The sequence below is a fragment of the Rhodococcus sp. 06-235-1A genome (genome assembly GCF_002258785.1).
In the GTDB taxonomy this organism is placed as follows: domain Bacteria; phylum Actinomycetota; class Actinomycetes; order Mycobacteriales; family Mycobacteriaceae; genus Rhodococcoides.
This window is the reverse complement of sequence record NZ_NOYI01000027.1, coordinates 364406-380665: the sequence shown is the minus strand read 5'-3', so window position 1 is coordinate 380665 and position 16260 is coordinate 364406. Positions and strand designations below refer to the sequence as shown.

At 65.3% G+C, this 16260-nt stretch carries 19 protein-coding genes; 7 read left to right on the top strand and 12 right to left on the bottom strand.

The annotated features are described in order from the left end of the window. Window positions 1-23 precede the first annotated feature (23 nt). Genes phnC through CH275_RS25510 form a run of 3 tightly spaced genes read right to left on the bottom strand, consistent with a single transcriptional unit; the run spans window position 24 to window position 2515 of the window. Entirely contained in the window at window positions 24-812 is a 789-nt protein-coding gene (gene phnC / locus CH275_RS25520) for a phosphonate ABC transporter ATP-binding protein (RefSeq protein WP_094680918.1), read from the bottom strand. Between the two features lie 6 nt (window positions 813-818). Next, window positions 819-1832 carry a phosphate/phosphite/phosphonate ABC transporter substrate-binding protein gene (gene phnD, locus CH275_RS25515; protein WP_094680917.1) on the bottom strand — a complete coding sequence of 338 codons (1014 nt, stop codon included), beginning with the start codon at window positions 1830-1832 and terminating at the stop codon, window positions 819-821. Further along, on the bottom strand, window positions 1829-2515 hold the full coding sequence (locus CH275_RS25510; protein ID WP_094680916.1) for an HAD family hydrolase: 687 nt from the start codon (window positions 2513-2515) through the stop codon (window positions 1829-1831). The genes phnD and CH275_RS25510 overlap by 4 nt, the downstream gene beginning before the upstream one ends. A 128-nt stretch (window positions 2516-2643) precedes the next feature. Between CH275_RS25510 and CH275_RS25505 the strand changes: the two genes are divergently transcribed. Continuing rightward, window positions 2644-3891 (top strand): geranylgeranyl reductase family protein, encoded by a 1248-nt coding sequence (locus CH275_RS25505; RefSeq protein WP_094681140.1) that lies wholly within the window; start codon window positions 2644-2646, stop codon window positions 3889-3891. 7 nt (window positions 3892-3898) lie between these two features. After that, window positions 3899-4357 carry a hypothetical protein gene (locus tag CH275_RS25500; RefSeq protein ID WP_094680915.1) on the top strand — a complete coding sequence of 153 codons (459 nt, stop codon included), beginning with the start codon at window positions 3899-3901 and terminating at the stop codon, window positions 4355-4357. 13 nt (window positions 4358-4370) lie between these two features. On the opposite strand, the gene CH275_RS25495 is transcribed toward CH275_RS25500, so the two are convergent. From CH275_RS25495 to CH275_RS25480, 4 genes are all read right to left on the bottom strand, one after another. Continuing rightward, window positions 4371-5066: a demethylmenaquinone methyltransferase gene (locus tag CH275_RS25495; RefSeq protein WP_094680914.1), complete on the bottom strand. Its 696-nt coding sequence runs from the start codon at window positions 5064-5066 to the stop codon at window positions 4371-4373. A 14-nt stretch (window positions 5067-5080) separates the two neighbouring features. After that, the gene (locus CH275_RS25490; RefSeq protein ID WP_179276343.1) at window positions 5081-6220 is read right to left on the bottom strand and encodes a glycosyltransferase family 4 protein; all 1140 of its coding nucleotides are present in this window, start codon (window positions 6218-6220) and stop codon (window positions 5081-5083) included. Window positions 6221-6283: 63 nt separating this feature from the next. Beyond that, on the bottom strand, window positions 6284-6709 hold the full coding sequence (locus tag CH275_RS25485) for a glutaredoxin domain-containing protein (protein WP_094680912.1): 426 nt from the start codon (window positions 6707-6709) through the stop codon (window positions 6284-6286). Next, window positions 6702-7142 (bottom strand): DUF3592 domain-containing protein, encoded by a 441-nt coding sequence (locus tag CH275_RS25480; RefSeq protein ID WP_094680911.1) that lies wholly within the window; start codon window positions 7140-7142, stop codon window positions 6702-6704. The genes CH275_RS25485 and CH275_RS25480 overlap by 8 nt, the downstream gene beginning before the upstream one ends. A gap of 54 nt (window positions 7143-7196) precedes the next feature. On the opposite strand from CH275_RS25480, the gene CH275_RS25475 reads away from it, so the two are divergent. Further along, a complete protein-coding gene (locus CH275_RS25475; RefSeq protein WP_094680910.1) occupies window positions 7197-7700 on the top strand; it encodes a DUF2505 domain-containing protein in 504 nt (167 codons plus the stop codon). Between the two features lie 44 nt (window positions 7701-7744). Here CH275_RS25475 and CH275_RS25470 read toward each other — a convergent pair whose 3' ends face one another. Then, window positions 7745-8227, bottom strand: a complete 483-nt coding sequence (locus CH275_RS25470) for a DinB family protein (RefSeq protein WP_094680909.1) — start codon at window positions 8225-8227, stop codon at window positions 7745-7747. A gap of 50 nt (window positions 8228-8277) precedes the next feature. Further along, the gene (gene menD / locus CH275_RS25465; RefSeq protein WP_094680908.1) at window positions 8278-9888 is read right to left on the bottom strand and encodes a 2-succinyl-5-enolpyruvyl-6-hydroxy-3-cyclohexene-1-carboxylic-acid synthase; all 1611 of its coding nucleotides are present in this window, start codon (window positions 9886-9888) and stop codon (window positions 8278-8280) included. Window positions 9889-9950: 62 nt separating this feature from the next. Between menD and CH275_RS25460 the strand changes: the two genes are divergently transcribed. Beyond that, complete coding sequence (locus CH275_RS25460) at window positions 9951-10538, top strand: flavin reductase family protein (RefSeq protein ID WP_094680907.1); 588 nt, start codon at window positions 9951-9953, stop codon at window positions 10536-10538. Continuing rightward, window positions 10535-11599: an AbrB family transcriptional regulator gene (locus CH275_RS25455; RefSeq protein WP_094680906.1), complete on the top strand. Its 1065-nt coding sequence runs from the start codon at window positions 10535-10537 to the stop codon at window positions 11597-11599. The genes CH275_RS25460 and CH275_RS25455 overlap by 4 nt, the downstream gene beginning before the upstream one ends. A 177-nt stretch (window positions 11600-11776) precedes the next feature. On the opposite strand, the gene CH275_RS25450 is transcribed toward CH275_RS25455, so the two are convergent. Continuing rightward, window positions 11777-12070: a hypothetical protein gene (locus tag CH275_RS25450; protein ID WP_094680905.1), complete on the bottom strand. Its 294-nt coding sequence runs from the start codon at window positions 12068-12070 to the stop codon at window positions 11777-11779. 530 nt (window positions 12071-12600) lie between these two features. Continuing rightward, window positions 12601-13314: a hypothetical protein gene (locus tag CH275_RS25445; RefSeq protein ID WP_143546873.1), complete on the bottom strand. Its 714-nt coding sequence runs from the start codon at window positions 13312-13314 to the stop codon at window positions 12601-12603. Between the two features lie 135 nt (window positions 13315-13449). Between CH275_RS25445 and CH275_RS25440 the strand changes: the two genes are divergently transcribed. Beyond that, the gene (locus CH275_RS25440) at window positions 13450-14316 is read left to right on the top strand and encodes a siderophore-interacting protein (RefSeq protein WP_094680903.1); all 867 of its coding nucleotides are present in this window, start codon (window positions 13450-13452) and stop codon (window positions 14314-14316) included. Window positions 14317-14338: 22 nt separating this feature from the next. Beyond that, entirely contained in the window at window positions 14339-15736 is a 1398-nt protein-coding gene (locus CH275_RS25435; RefSeq protein WP_094680902.1) for a DUF2252 domain-containing protein, read from the top strand. A gap of 51 nt (window positions 15737-15787) precedes the next feature. Here the strand turns inward: CH275_RS25435 and CH275_RS25430 are convergent, their stop codons facing one another. Further along, window positions 15788-16231 (bottom strand): DUF6918 family protein, encoded by a 444-nt coding sequence (locus tag CH275_RS25430; RefSeq protein ID WP_094680901.1) that lies wholly within the window; start codon window positions 16229-16231, stop codon window positions 15788-15790. Window positions 16232-16260 lie beyond the last annotated feature (29 nt).

Below are 16260 nucleotides of genomic sequence, written 5' to 3'. Positions count from 1 at the left end.
CGGCCGGGCAGAAACGGAAGCGCTCACAGCTCTGCCTTTGCTTCCAGCACGTCCTCCGCGGTCAGCGACCGGCCGTAGATGCTCTCGAACACCGCTTCGTCGGCGTCCCGGCCATGGCCGTCGAACACGACCTTCCCGTCGCGCAGTCCGATCAGCCGATCGCCGTAGCGCCGGGCGAGATCGAGGAAGTGCAGGTTGACCACCACGGTGATGCCGAGTTCTGCGTTGATGCGCTGCAGGTCTCGCATGACGACGTGCGAGGTCGGCGGATCGAGAGAGGCAACCGGTTCGTCCGCGAGGATCACCCGCGGCTGCTGTGCCAGTGCTCGCGCGATCGCGACCCGTTGCTGCTGACCACCGGAGAGGGACGACGCCTTCTCGTACGCCTTACCGACGATCTCGACGCGCTCGAGAGCCTGCATTCCCAATTCGATGTCGTCCGCCGACCACGCACCGAGCAGGGTTCGCCACGTCGGCGAGCTGTGCAGCCTGCCCATCATCACGTTGTTCAGCACGCTGGTGCGCTTGGCCAGGTTGAAGCCCTGGAAGATCATGCCGATGTCGCCGCGCAGATCCCGTAACCCCTTGCTGCTCACATCGTTCACGGCGCGATCACCGACGGTCACGGTGCCGGAGGTGACGGGGACGAGGCCGTTGATGGTACGAATCAGCGTGGACTTTCCTGCGCCGGACAACCCGACGACGGCAACCATCTGACCTGCCGGAATATCCAGCGTCACTGCGTCGAGCGCGGTGTGGCCGCCCGCATACGTTACCGAGACGTTGTCGAATGCGATGCCGTCGCCGCTCATCTTCGGTCAGTTCCCCAGGCCGATGGAGTCCGCCTCGGTTTGCGCCTGCTGCAGCGCGGCGGGGTCGGCCTTGTCGAGCCCGGTGATCTGGTAGATCGCCGTCAGGGCCTCGACACCCTCGGGGGTGGATGCGTAATCCTCCATCGCGTCCGAGATGCGCTGCTGCAGGTCAGGGCTGAGTGAGCTACTGATCGAGACACCGTCGTTGGGAATCTCGTTGGTCAACGCGAACACGACCAGGTTCTTCGCGACGTCGGGTGTGTCCTTGACGACGGTCTCGCGGGCGTCCCAGAAGGACACGCCCACTTCGTCGTCGCCGTTGTTCACCGACAGCACCGCTGCCGGGTGCGAGGTGACCTGCGTCAGATCCAAGTCGGTGGTCGAGTCGATGCCCGCCGCCTTCAGAGCAGCGGAGGGAAAGACGAATCCGGCCGAGGACGCGGACTGGAGCATGACGGTCTTGGCACCGTTCATCTTGCTCAACGAGTCGAGTCCCGCTGGGCCCGTGCCGCTCTCGGTGCCGTTGCAGTACAGCAGGCCGTTGGCCCCGGTGACGGGCGCGTCGTCGCAGTACTTGTCGGGGTTGTTGGTGTAGAACTGCGCGGCGTACGTGGTCTTGCCCTTGCGCACGGTCTGCAGTGCCGGCTCGGCTCCGTACTTGTTGCAGGCCTGCACCATCTGCAGCGGCGGCAGCATGCCGATCTGCGCCTGGTTTGCACCGATGGCCTCCACCGCCGCCTGGTAATCCTGGGTGATGACGCCACGGACCGGAATGCCGAGGCGCTCGGTCAGTGCGTCCTGCAGCGGCTTGACGGTTTCGACGAGCTTGTTGGCGTCACCCGAGGGGACAAGTGCCAGCGTCAGCTCCGACGGGTCGGCTGCATCTGCAGAGTTGGACCCGGTGCAGGGCGAGGCTGCCGAGGATTCGGTGGTGGATTCGTCGCGGGCTCCACAGCCGGCGAGCGAGGCGGTGAGCAGACCGGTGGCGACCACCGCGAGCAGAGGCGTGCGAATTCTCATGACTGTCCTTCGTGAGTGAGTGCGAATGCTGCTGGATCGGTGGACCATTCGACAATTTCGTCGTACATGGCCTCGAAAGTCGTGGCGGAGAAGGTCGCCTCGGGCCGGAGGTGACCGTGACGGTCGATGTAGGCGGTGACGGCGCCCCGTCGATGCGGGGCATCGAGGTCGTTGCGCCAGATGTCGCCGACGCTGGCCAACAGGTGGGGTGGCCGCATGTCCACAAGCGAGTCCACCAGCTCGGGCATTTTCTCGGGCTTACCCGCATCGGTGAACACCCGATCCATGCGCGCAGTCAGACCGAGACGCTCGAGGGTTTCCACCACGCCGCGCTGCGGGGCGTTGGTGGCCAGGACCACGTCGGCCGAGACTCGATCGAGAAAATCCGCGAGCCCGGCCGGTGCCCACACCTCGAGCTCACCTGCGGCGAGGCGCTCGCGGGACTGCGCGTAGGCGGCGGCGAGAACGGCAGCGTCGACGCCCACCGACAGCTGCTGGACGGCGGAGTACCCGTCGAGGTAGTCCCCCGCGCCGCGGTCCAGAAAAGCCGTCAACCCGGCACGCAGGTGTGCGGCGGCGTCGTCGCCGAGGGAGATGGCCACCGCATCGGCGTACGCCCACACGGGATCGTCGCCGAGGCACACGGTGCCGTCGAAATCGAGAAGGAGGGTCGGTCGTTGCACGTGAGAGACGCTAGACCCGCCATGAACGATCCGTCCATAGATTCTGGATCTATGAAACAAGCGTTCACACGGCGTTAACCGGAGGCCCTCGGCGCACCACGTTCGTGGAAATCCGGATACTGGAACGCGTGAGCACTCCCCTCCCCACCCCACCCACCTCGACCGACGTACTGGTCGTGGGCGCGGGCCCCGCAGGATCGTCGGCAGCGGCATGGGCAGCGCGATCCGGCCGCGACGTCGTCCTGGTCGACGCCGCAGTCTTTCCCCGCGACAAGACGTGCGGCGATGGCCTGACGCCTCGCGCAGTCGCCGAACTCGATCAGCTCGGCCTGGGTGAATGGGTGCGCGGCAAGGCGCGCAATCGCGGTCTGCGTTTGAGCGGATTCGGCCAGGAACTGGAGCTCGAGTGGCCGAGCACATCCCTGCCGACCGTCGGAAGTGCAGTTCCCCGAACCGAATTGGACGACCGAATTCGCGCGGTTGCCGTCGAATCCGGGGCCGTCATGGCCGAGGGAGCCAAGGCCGTTGCCGTCACTCGTGACGGGAACACGGTCCGCTCGGTGACCCTGCAGACCGCCTCCGGATCGCACGAGATCTCCTGCCGCACACTGATCGTCGCCGACGGCGTCCGCTCCACCCTGGGCAAGCAACTCGGGCGGCAGTGGCATCGGGACACCGCATTCGGCGTCGCAGCTCGTGCATACATCACCTCGGGACGCAGCGACGACGAGTGGATCAGCTCGCACCTCGAATTGCGTGATGCCGCAGGCACTCTGCAGCCCGGGTACGGCTGGGTCTTCCCGCTGAACGACGGGAACATCAACATCGGCGTCGGAACCCTGGCCACGGCCAAAAAACCCGCACCCGGGGCCTTGCGCCCGCTGCTCGACCTCTACACCCAGCAGCGGCGTCCGGAATGGGCGCTCACAGGCGAACTGCGCTCGGTGGCATCGGCGTTGCTGCCGATGGGTGGTGCGGTCTCGGGAGTGGCGGGCACCAACTGGGCCATCATCGGCGACGCCGCAGCGTGTGTGAACCCGCTCAATGGCGAAGGCATCGACTACGGCCTCGAGGGCGGCCGCCTGGTTGTCGACCTGCTCGATTACCCCGACCTCACCGACGCCTGGCCAACCCTGCTGCGCGAGCACTACGGACAGGCCTTCTCCATCGCGCGACGCCTCGCCGGCCTGTTGACCGTGCCGAGATTCCTGCCCGCGGCGGGACCGGTGGGCATGCGCTCGCGGGCACTGATGAAAGTCGCCGTCCGCTGCATGGGCAACCTGATCACCGAGGCCGACAGTGACCTCGTCGCCCGTACCTGGCGGGCATCGGGAACCGGGTCACTGAAAATCGATTCGCGACCGCCGTTTTCGTGACGTCGCTGTGAACACCGATGCCGCATTGGCCGTGGTCGATCTTGCTCTCCGATACGGGTTCGTCGATCGGATGGACGAAGCCACTGCCGAGTTGCAACGCCTCGGCTGGAGGCCGGAGCCGATAGACGGTGACGGAAGCTGTCTCGACACCAAGTGGCAGTTCCCGCCGTCCGACTACATGTGGCGGGTGTATTCCGGGCGTGCCGACGCGGAGTTCTCCGTCGGCCTGATGGTCAACACAGATCTGGACTCGAAGGCGATCGCGTTGGCCGATTCGATCCGGTCCGTCGTCGAGCACTGGCTCTCGTCCATGGAGGTTCGCCACACCCGCGGGGGCGCATGGGAACTGTGGACCGACGACGTCCGCATGATCGAACTTCACGTGCACCGGGCCACTCCTGCCGGACCGGGAAAGGCCATACCTCCCGCAGTGCAGTTGGTCGTGTCGAACACAGAGAAACCGTAACCGAGCAGCAGCGTTACGGCCGAGTTGCCTTGTGCAGCGCGACGATTCCGCCGGTGAGGTTTCGCCACTGCACGTCGGTCCAGCCGGCGTCGGCGATGCGCTGTGCCAACTGTTCCTGCGTGGGCCAGGCACGGATGGACTCGGCGAGGTAAACGTACGCATCGGGGTTACTGCTCACGGCGCGAGCGACTTTCGGTAGCGCCTTCATCAAGTACTCCATGTACACGGTGCGGAACGGGCCGAACACCGGGGTGGAGAACTCCGAAACCACAAGACGGCCACCAGGTTTGGTGACTCGGGCGATCTCGCGCAGTCCGGCATCGAAGTCCGAGACGTTCCGGAGACCGAACGAGATGGTGGCGGCATCGAAGCTGGCATCGGCATAGGGCAGGGCCATCGCGTCACCTGCGACCATCGGAACTCCGCGCTGCAGTCCTGCCTGCAACATGCCCTTGGAGAAGTCGGTGGCCACACACCACGCCCCGCTTCGACCGAGTTCGACGGTGGAGACACCGGTGCCTGCGGCGAGGTCGAGTACCCGCTCGCCGGCTTCGAGAGCCAACGCTCGACGAGTGAGCTTGCGCCAACTGCGGTCCTGCCCGAACGACAGAACCGTGTTGGTGATGTCGTAGCGGCGGGCGACGCCGTCGAACATCGACGCCACCTCGTGGGGCTCTTTTGCCAGGGTTGCGCGTGATGTCTGGGCCACGAGGTCCAGACTACTCAAGCAATCTTCTGCACCCGCGGCGCTGTGATGCCTTGCACGTCGTAGTAATGCGTAATCAGCTCGTCGCAGATGGCCGGCCAGGTGCGGTGCAGTACCGACTTGCGGGCGGCGTCGCCGAAGCGCGCCTGGGTGGTGGGTTCGGCGAGGGCTCCGACGGCGCTGGGCAGCAATTCGGTGAACTTGTCCACCGGCAGCAGGTAGCCGTTGCGGCAGTGCGAGACCAGATCGCGCGGGCCGCCGGCATCGGGCCCGATGACGGGCACGCCGCTGGCGAGTGCCTCCTGAACTGCCTGGCAGAAGGTTTCGTGTTCACCCGGGTGCACGAAGATGTCGAAGCTGGCGTAGGCCTGCGCGAGCTCGGCTCCGCCGAGTTGGCCGGTGAAGATGGCGTTCGGCATCAGCGCCTGCAGTGCTGCCGTGTCGGGTCCGCCGCCGACGATCACCAGCTGGATCGACGGGTCCGTGGCCAGGACGGAAAGCCGCTCGACGTGCTTCTCGGGGGCGAGCCTTCCGACGAAGCCGACTATCAGTTTGTCGCCGGCTCCCCACTGGCTTCGGAGCGTCTGCGACTTGGCAGAGGGCGCGAACCGAACGGCGTCCACTCCCCTGGCCCACCGGTGCACGCGCGGAATTCCGTGCAGCTCCAACGCGTCGACGGCCGAGGTCGACGGTGCCAGGGTTCGGGCCGCGCCGCGGTGCAGTCTCCTGGTCCAGCGCCAAGCAGCCTTGGACGTCAGGCCCAGACCGTAACTGGCGGCGAAACCCGCGACATCGGTCTGATAGACGGCAACAGCAGGCACGTCCAATCGGTTGGCGGCGGCCAGGCCGCCTGCCCCGAGCAGGAACGGCGACGCCAGATGGACGACGTCGGGGGCGAACGCGCGCAGCGCCGACACCATCCCGAGCCCCGGCACACCGACGGGCAACGAGCTCACCTTCGGAACCATGACGGACGGCACCCGGTGCACAGGAACGTCGTCGTGCCACGTTGCGGCCTTCGGGCCGGACGGATTGTCTGGCGCGACCACGATGGCCTCGTGCCCGGTCTTGTCGAGGTGTTCGAGGACACGGATCACCGAGTGGGTGACGCCGTTCATGTTGGGTAAGAACGATTCCGCAACGATGGCTACTCGCACGATCCTCAGTGTGGGTGGCCTCGCCGTCGACCAGATGTGGACAGCGTTACGTGTGGGCCAACGTCACACGAATTGCGCGAGCACCCATGACGGATTCGGGTTGGTGCGGTGTTCGGAGCCCGCGAACACCGTCGGAACCGTTTCGTTGCCGTCGTTGACCGACCGCACTCTTGCCGCCGCAGCCGGATCCTGGCGGATGCTCGTCCACACTGCCTTCCTCCCACGCAGTAACAGCGCCACTCGGAGACGAAGACAGAAGATGCATCCCGGACGCCAGTAGACCAACGGCACCGAATTCTCGGTCGCCTGGTTGCGCGAGGCGTCGTCGGACAGGGACCGGGGATACAGCACCGGCGTCGTCAGAACGAGTAGGAACACCACGGCAAGCACCATCACGACGATCGACGACGCGATGTTGCCGAAATTCACCAATGCGAATCCGGCCACCGAACCGAGAGCGGCAAGGCCGAAGTGCTTGGCGTTACGCATTCTTCGTATCCTTTCGACGAAGCCAGAACAACACAGGCCCGGCAATCAACCATGTGACGACGATGACCGACCCGGCCGGAACGATCGCGACAGTAGCGTCGCGGCCGGCGACACGCACCAGTTCGACGTCCGGGTCTGCCTTGTAGTACTCGACCTCGATGCGTTGGCCGGCGATGAGGTTGGTGGGGTACAGCACGCCGAGCGCCGGGTTGTGCGTCACACCGTCCGGGGTGATGAAGCTGACGGCCGAGCGCAATTTTCCGGCGGAAAGCACCTCGGCAGTGGCGGTGCCCTTGTCGGAGTCGATCGTGACGTCGTTTCGCCAGGCTCCGACCACCAGCAGTACGGCCAGAACGGAGATGGACACGGCGACCACGAGCACTACCAGCCGGGTTCTGCGCAGCGTTCTGCTGCCTCGGGCTGTGTCGGTCACCTCGACAGGTTACTTCGCAGCCGATTCGCCTCGGCTCGGGTAGCGTCTGCACTCATGTCTCGCAGCTTCGAATTCACCGTCGAATCCTCCTATCCTCCCGCTGACGTGCACGCAGCACTGACCAGCGAGGCCCAGTGGGCGGCCCGCTTCGCCAAGGCGAAGAAGACGGACGGGTACGAGATGACCAAGCACGACGACGGCGGGCTGACGGTCGACATCACCGAAGAGGTCGGCACCTCCGAGCTCCCCGGCTTCGTCACGAAGGTCATCAAGGGCAAGCTGATCGTCTCCCGCACCGACCACTGGGGTGCGCTGGAGGGCGACCATGCAGAGGGAACGCTGATCGGCGGAACAACCGGCCTGCCCGCGAAGGTGAACGGCACACTGTCGCTTCGACCCGACGGCACCGGCGCGAAACTGATCGTCACGGGCGAATCGACGGTGAAGATTCCACTCGTCGGCGGCAAGATCGAAGACCTGATCAACAAGATGATCAAGGACATGATCGATCAGGAAACGGGCGAAACCCTGGAATGGGTTGCCGCGCAGAAGAACTGAGAGACGCTCGGTCCGCTGCCGTGTGTGCGTGGAGGAATTTCGGGTCAGGCTGCGAGTAACTGCTCACGCAGGATGTCGGCATGGCCGCAGTGGTGGGCCAATTCCCTCAGCACCTGAAGATACACCCAGTGCACCGTACGAGGCCCGCTGCGATGACCCGTTACGACGGCATCGAGTGGCACGTCGACTACCACCGCTCGAGCAGTTGCGCAGGCCTGTCTGTGGGCCGCGACGACACCGACGATGGTGTCGTCGTCATCGACCACGAAGGACTCCGCAGGACTGCGAACCAGGCCGAGCTCAACCCTCGACCCGCCCCCGATGCATTCCTCGAACCACACTCGCTGCATCCACGTCACATGCTTGAGCAGCCCGAGAAGCGTTGTGGCCGAAGGGACCAAGCGTTCCCGCGCCTGCTCCTCGGTGACACCATCGAGGGTTGCCTCGATCGCGATCCGGTAGTCCTCGATGAACGCCTCGAGCTGAGTACGGTCATCGTCCACCAGTACCTCGAATGCACCCGTCACAGGCTTCCCTTCACAGCGAATATTCGGTCGGGCACGTACACACGCCTTCTCTACAGTCGGGCGCGGATTGCCGCGTGAAGGTCCCGCAATCCCGATCGCTCGGTGGTCACTTCCAGCACTCTGATTCCCGTGGCGTGGCCGGTGAGTTCGGTTGCCAGATCGGTTGGATTCACCAGCCGATGCTCGACGCGATAGGCCCCGCACAGCGCGCCGAGGTCCATCCCGTGCGGAGTCCCGAACACACGCTCGAACACACCGGCATACTGCGGGTCACCCTGTTCGAGGAGCTCGAAAATCCCGCCACCGTCATCGTTGGCAACCACGATCGTCAGGTCGTCCGGACGCGGCTCGCCGGTGCCGATCAGCAGTCCCGCCGCATCGTGCAGGAACGTCAGATCTCCCAGAAGTGCCACGGTGCGGCGCTTTCCGGCCATTGCCGCACCGATGGCCGTCGACACGGTGCCGTCGATGCCCGCCACGCCGCGGTTCGAGAGAACTTTCACGCCCGGGACCGGAGTCGAGACCAGGGCCGCGTCGCGCACGGGGTTGGATGCCCCGAGCACCAGCTGATCTCCGGACCGTAGAGACGACATGACCGTGGCGGCCACGTGCAGCCCCGTCGGCTTGGGGTGTTCTCGAAGTTGCTCGTGCACAGCCTTTTCGGCTCGCTCCGACAGAGCCGCGCAGCGAGCGATCCAGGCTTCGTCGGGCGAACCGGTGGTCACGGCGCGAGTGCCGGTGGCCAGGACGTTGCCGGAGACGTCGGGCCACCGAGGTCCGGTGGTGAGTGCAATGACATCGACCGCAGGGTCGGCCAACAACGTCGAGACCTGTCGATGCAGAGTCGGCCGACCGGTGATGACGGCCTGGCGCGGCTTCAACTGCGCCAGAGCCAACGGATGCAACGGGATTCCGTGCAGGGGCGCGGTCGGCTCGGCGACGGTGGGTAGCCCGGCCAGCTCCGGACGCACAGCGCCACCGTGACCGGAGACGACCACGGTGTCGATCGTCAGATCCAGTTCCACGGGAACGTCGAGAGTCGCCTGCGTGGTCGAGGTCCACGGCCGCCCGCCGGGCCGGCCTTCGGGACGCGACCCTGGATCGCCGAGGGTGGGAACCAGGGGTTCCCTCAGCGGAATGTCGAAATGCACGGGCCCGGCGTTCCCCGAGCGCGCACCGCGCGCCGCCGCGATGACGCGCGAGACGGCGCTGCGCCACTGACTGTTCTGCTTGGGACCTTCCTCGGCGAGCCCGAGGCTGATGGTCGCGCGTACCTGAGATCCGAACAGACCGAGCTGCTCGATGGTCTGATTCGCACCGGTGCCGAGCATCTCGTAGGGCCGGTTGGCGCTGATGACGATCAGCGGAATGCGGGCGTAGTTCGCCTCGAGGACTGCGGGCCCCAGATTGGCCACCGCAGTACCCGAGGTCATCACCACCGGCACGGGCTGGCCACTGCCCAAGCTCAGGCCGATGGCGAGAAAGCCGGCCGTCCGCTCGTCGATGCGCATGTGCAGCCGCAGCCGTCCCGCCAGGTCGGCTTCCTGCAGAGCGAAGGCCAACGGGGCGTTGCGCGACCCGGGACAGAGCACGACGTCTTCGATCCCGCTGCGCGCCAGTTCGTCGACGACTGCAGTGGCCTGGGCGGTGGACGGATTCACAGTTTCCAGAGTGTCAGATGCTCCGGTCAGCCGCCGCAACCGGGCTTTGACAGTATTGAGACGTGCGTACAGTCTTCCGGCCCGATGAGGTCTCCCCCCGCCGCTTCTACCAGCTACTGACCGCGTCGGTGGTCCCCAGGCCGATCGCATGGATCTCGACGGTCTCCGCCGACGGTGTGGCGAACCTCGCGCCGTACAGCTTCTTCACGGTCTCGTCGGTGGAGCCGCCGGTAGTCCAGTTCACCTCGGTGAGCCGCAAGGACAGTCTTCGCAACATCGAGGCCACCGGCGAGTTCGTCGTCAATCTGGCGACAGCACCGTTGGTCGATCAGGTCAACGACAGCTCGGCGAGCTTCGATCACGACGTCAGCGAGTTCGAGGCCGTCGGAATCGAGAGCGAACCCAGCGCGATCGTGACGCCGCCCCGGGTGGCAGCCGCACCCATCGCCATCGAGGCGAGGCTGCATCGCGTCGTCGAGGTGGGCAACTGCTTCGTCGTCATGGGCACCGTCGTCGCCCTGTCGGTGCGTCCCGAATATCTGGCCGAGGACGGCCTGCCCGAGTTCGACGCCATCGCCCCGCTGAGTCGGCTGGGTCGTACCGAATGGGGACTGCCGCCCGAAGTTCGCGAGATCGAGCGACCTTCTTGATTCGCTGGCTGCTGCTGGTTCTCGTCACGGTCGCACTGACGGTCGGAGCCGATGCACTCGGTGTGCCGTCGGCTGCGTTGTTCGTCGCGCTGCTGGTGGCCATCGTGTTCGCACTTGCCGGATGGGCACCGACGACCGGCACCGAAAGAGCACCGCTGCCGCGCCGGCTCGGGATGGCGGCGCAGGCGATACTCGGCGTCGAGATCGGGACACTGGTGCAGCGCGAGACCCTGAGCTCACTGGGCGATACCTGGCTGCCGGTTCTGTTGGCGTGCATCGGCACCCTGGTGCTGTCCATTGCCGCCGGTGCGCTGCTCGGCCTACGCAAAGACGTCGATTCGCTGACCGGCGCCCTGGCCCTCGTCGCAGGCGGCGCATCGGGACTGGTGGCGATCACGCAGGAGCTCGGCGGCGACGAACGGGTCGTGGCGGTGGTGCAGTACCTCCGCGTCGTGTTGGTGACCACCACGTTGCCGCTGGTCGCGACGCTGGTGTTTCGAGCCCAGCCCGGACAATCGACGGTCACCGCCGACGTGCACGAGGCGCTCTGGATCGATCTCGCCTTCGTCCTGATCTGCGGCGTCGTCGGGGTGGTGCTCGCGCGGGCGATCCGGCTGCCTGCCCCCGCATTGCTCGGCCCGCTCATCATGGCCACGCTCGCCGATGTGCTCGGGGTGTCGTTCGGCGCGTCCGTCCCGACGCTGCTGCTGTGGGCGGCCTACATCGTGATCGGCTGGCAGGCCGGTCTGCGCTTCACTGTCTCCAGCCTGAAGTCGATCTCGCGCGTTCTGCCCGCATCGCTGATGTTGATCATCGCCGTCACGGTCGGCTGCGCGATGCTCGGATTGTGGTTGGCATCGGCGACGGGGACGAGCGGATACGAGGGCTACCTCGCGACGACCCCTGGCGGGGTGTACGCGGTACTGGCGATCGCCGCCTCGACCGGAGCGAATGTGACCTTCGTCGTGGCTGCGCAGGTGATCCGAGTATTCATGATGCTGTTCGCGGTGCCGGTGGGAGCGAAAGTCGTCCAGCGCTATCGACGAGACAGACCGGAATGAACCTCGGCCGACAGAATGGCATTGGGCAGCACGCGATGGGAAACGAATTCGAGTCTCGCTCGCACCGGACCCCAGGGAAGTACTTCGGTCGTATTCGAGGCCATTCTTCGAATAGACAATTTAGTTTTCAGTTGCAATTACTCACCCTTTCCTGATTGTCCTTGCCATTGCGCGATGTCACTCGCAGTCCGTCTTCAGACGGACGACCCAGTGCGGGTCGAGACCGACGATCCAGACCTTGGACTGACTCGTGACCACCTGCCGGAAGGTGTTGCACGCTCCCTCCCCCACGTAACGGGTCGTCACCGTGTGGCCCTCGCCGCGAAGAGTGGACTTCGCTTTCAGCAGTGGTTCGTCCACCACGTCGGAGACCGAGGGACGGTCTTCCGGAACCGGTGCCGCCGTGGCCAGCGGAGCCGTCCCCACCACGGCTGCCGCGGCGATGGCGATTGTTGCGACTTCTTTCCTCATGACCTGTTCTCCAGCTTCATTGCTGCAATCGACTCAGCACGAGTTGCGTCGCGCTGAACTGGCACGACCCGAACGCACTCACCCCCTCGACTGCACATCGTGGTGGCGGTGGCGAGAGGGAATCTTTTGCCTCGAACAAGGAATCGAGCCGGGGTCCGACACAAAGGCAGCAGTGAACGCCGGGGAAGCGGAGAACGATCGAAGAATGTTCTTCATCGAATACTCGGTTCGCGGACTCGTCCCGACCAGGATGTTCCGACCTCAGTGTGCGCCGCTGGAACACAATTGTGGCCATATTTCGACAATGGAATCGGCTCGATTTCGGTAGTGTTCGATTTCCCTACGAATGACTAAATACCGACACTCCCTCAATTGCGGGAATTCAACCATTCGAGGTCCGTTCGGACCGGGCGAACAGACCGGAATCGCCCACGATCGCCCTCGGGGCGAACCAGTGTCGGCCTCTCGACACCTGAACCACGGCAACGGTTCGACTACTGCTGCCGCACTGCGGGCTTCGGGTTCGATTCTCAGCTGGAGCCGAACTGCGGGACCACATTTCCGGGAACCGAGATGGGTACCGCAGACGCTTCGTTGCCCCACGTGGCCGTCGGGGTGAAGCAGGTCCAGTCGGTGGTGTACTCACCGTCTTCCGGAACGACGACGGTCAGATTCACCGCCACATGCGCGGGCACGATGTAGGTCTGCGTCTGTGTCACGAGGTCGGTTCCGTCGAACACTCGACTGCGGCAACGGACATCGATGTCGCCTGCGATCGCACGCCAGGTGACGTCGCGGCCGACCTGCGTCAGTCGCGCGGTTGGCACCCCGGAGGCAAAGATCTCGGCCGAGCCGGTCGAGAACTCGAAGGGTCCGAGAACACTCACCCGAGGAAGATCCTGAGCGATGGTGACCGTCGCGGATCCTGCTCCGTACGTCGCATCCCGGTAGCACTCCCACGAGACGGTGTACTCGCCGGCGAGCGCAAGCTCGAATGTCAGTGTCGCAGTGCCGTACACAGGGACCGTCTCCACAGCCGAATAGGCGCGGTCCTCCGACCCCTGCTTCGCGTTGGCCGCGCAACGCACGTCCTCCTCTCCGTTTCCGACGGAAACGGTGACGCGATTTCCCGACTGCGCAATCGCGCCGATCGGGTCTACGGCGGCAACGGCGATGGCCGGGCTCATCGCCGTCGCAGCGGAACACATCAGGGCAACGCTGAACAATCGACCTTGCGTCTTCATCGAATTCTCGACTCTCGGACTCGTCCCGACCAGGATCTGCCGTCCTCGATTGTGCGCCGCTCGGGCGTCGCAGAGGGCGGTTTGCGAGGATCGACGCACAACCATTGCGACTTAGGGTGTACTAACCTCTCGGGAATGGCGAAATATCTCAAACCCGAGCATCCGGCGTTCTACCGTCTGCGCGTTCTGGCAGCCGAGTCGATCAGTCCCGGCTTCGTTCGAGTCACCCTGGGCGGCGACTCGCTCTCGACCTTCCGATACATGGGCTACGACCACTGGTTTCGCCTGTTCCTTCCGCAACCGGGCCAGACCGAACCGCGTATACCGAGCGCAACCTCGCTGCTGTGGTACGCGCAGTACCTGACCTTCTCCAAGGACACCAAGCCGGTCGTCCGGAACTACACCATCCGCAACTTCCGGTCTGCGGGCCACGGTGTGCACGGAGACGGTCCGGAAATGGACGTCGACTTCGTGGTGCACGGGAGTGGAGCCCGCGGAACGACCCATGAAAACGGTACCGAACACGACGGTCATGCGGGTCCGGCGTCGGCGTGGGCCCAGAAGGCCGCTCCAGGCGACCGCGTCGCGATCTTCGACGAAGGGCGCATCTACAACCCGTCCACCGAAGCCTCGTGGCAGCTGGTCGTCGGCGACGAGAGTGCAGCTCCGGCTGTTCTCGGAATTCTGCGATCGTCACCGGAGGATCTACGGGCCGTCGCCTTCATCGAGGTGGCGTCCGAGGCCGATATCCAGCCCCAGGAGGTGCCGCCGGGTGTCGCGCTGCACTGGGTGGTACGCCCCCATCCGCATGCCAAGCCCGGTGACGCCGCACTCGCCGCCGTACAGAAGGCCGAGCTTCCCGAGAGGGCCCCGTTCGTCTACGTGGCGGGCGAACAAGGGTTGGCGACAGGACTGCGCAGATATTTGGTGAACGATCGCGCAGTGCCCAAGTCCAACATCAGCTTCACCGGATACTGGAAGTTCGGTAAAGCCGCCCCGTAGTGCTCGATTAGTGTGATCTCACATGTCCGGCTCCGGAAAAGGTCACACCGTCGTCACCGACTCTCCACAGGTCGACGGCGCGTCGTATGCCTCGTTGCGCGCCCGTCCCCTCCCCCGCGCCGAACGCTACGAGCTGGGTCGACGGTTGCGCGAGAAGGTACCGATCGCGTCCCTCGGCGACTGGGCAGCGCCACCGGACCGACCCGACCCGGTCAAGCAGATCGACTACTCGCACCAGGGCCGCATCGAATGGCTGATCCCCACCCGCCTCGAGCGAATGGTCGAGTCTCCCTACGGCTTTCTGCGCGGCACGGCCATCGTCATGGCTCGGGACGTGGCGATGCTGCCCTCGACCGGGATCAATCCGGTGATCAGCGGCGACGCTCACCTCGGCAACTTCGGGTTCTACGCATCGCCGGAGCGCGATCTCGTGATCGACCTCAACGACTTCGACGAGGCACACCCCGGAGCCTGGGAATGGGATCTCCGACGCCTCGCCGCGAGCATCTGGGTGGCCGGGCGGCAGAACGGACGCAGCGAGGATCAGTGCCGCGATGCCGTCGCCGCCTGTGTGTCCTCGTATCGGATCGAGGTGGCCAGGCTGGCGGACGAGCCGCTGATGTCGCGATCGTTCCAACGCCTGACGGCGGAGAAGCTGCAGCGCGACGCCACTGCGGGGTCGTTGCGCAAGGAGATCAAACGCGCCACCAAGAAGGCGCGTCGACGCACCAGTGACCGTGTGTTGCCGCGCTTCACCGAGGAGCACGAGGGCAAGCGCAGGATCGTCGAGGAGCCGCCGATCACCACGCGCATCTCGGCGAAGGACGAAGAGCTCCTCGCCGTCGGGCTGGACGAATATCTGCTCACGCTCACCCCGCATTGGCGTCGGGTGCTCGGGGGATACACGCTGATCGACGTGGCGCATCGCGTCGTCGGCGTCGGCAGTGTCGGGCTGCGGGCGTACGTGGCGCTACTCGAGGGCACCAGCGAGGACGATGTGGTGTTTCTGCAGCTCAAGCAGGCCAGACGGTCGGTGCTCGCGCCCTACGTGCACGGAGAATCGGCCTGGCACGATCACCAGGGGCAACGCGTCGTCGAATATCAGCAGGATTTGCAGACCGTCAGCGATCCGCTGCTGGGGTGGACCACCATCGCCGGCCGGCAGTACTACGTGCGGCAATTTCGCAACATGAAGGGCACGATCGATCTGTCGTCGATCGACGCGCCGGCTCTGGTCGACTACGCACGGGTGGTGGGCCGGCTACTGGCCAAGGGACATGCGCGCACGAGCGGCGCGTCGATGATCGCGGGATACACGGGCGATTCCGATGAGCTCGACGTCGCGCTGTGCCGCTTCGCGCGGCTGTACGCCGATCAGACCGAGGCCGATTGGGAGCGATTGAGCGCTACGCGCATGTGAACGGAAATTCGTAGCCTGCTACGAATTTCCACTCACATGCGGCGAAGCCGCTCAGGCGTGCTTGGCGACCAGGTCACCCACGCGCGGCAGCGCCTCGGTGACGTTCTTCTTCGCCGAGCCACGCAGGCTGCCGTAGAACTTCTTGACGACGGACTTGTCGGTCTCCTCGATGCGCGCATCGGTGACCGAGAGCAGCGCGTCGGACGCGGCGTCACCGTTGGCGACGAGGTACTGACCGAACGTGCCCTGCGGGGCTGCGTTGTACGACTGCCAGAACGGGTCGAGCTTGTCCACGAAATCGGGCCACAGAGCCGAGACCGCGCTGTCGATGTACGACGGCCCGACCTTCTTCACTGCGCCGTATCCTCCCTTGACCGCGAGGCCGCTCGCGCCCTTCTTGTCCGCGACCTCGGCGTCGATCAGTGCCAGGACATCGGCGCGCAGAGCGTCGGCCTTCGACTCGTCGAGCAGTGAATCCTTGAGTGCAGCAACCACTTCGAGTTTCCTCCCAGATGTGTCTACGG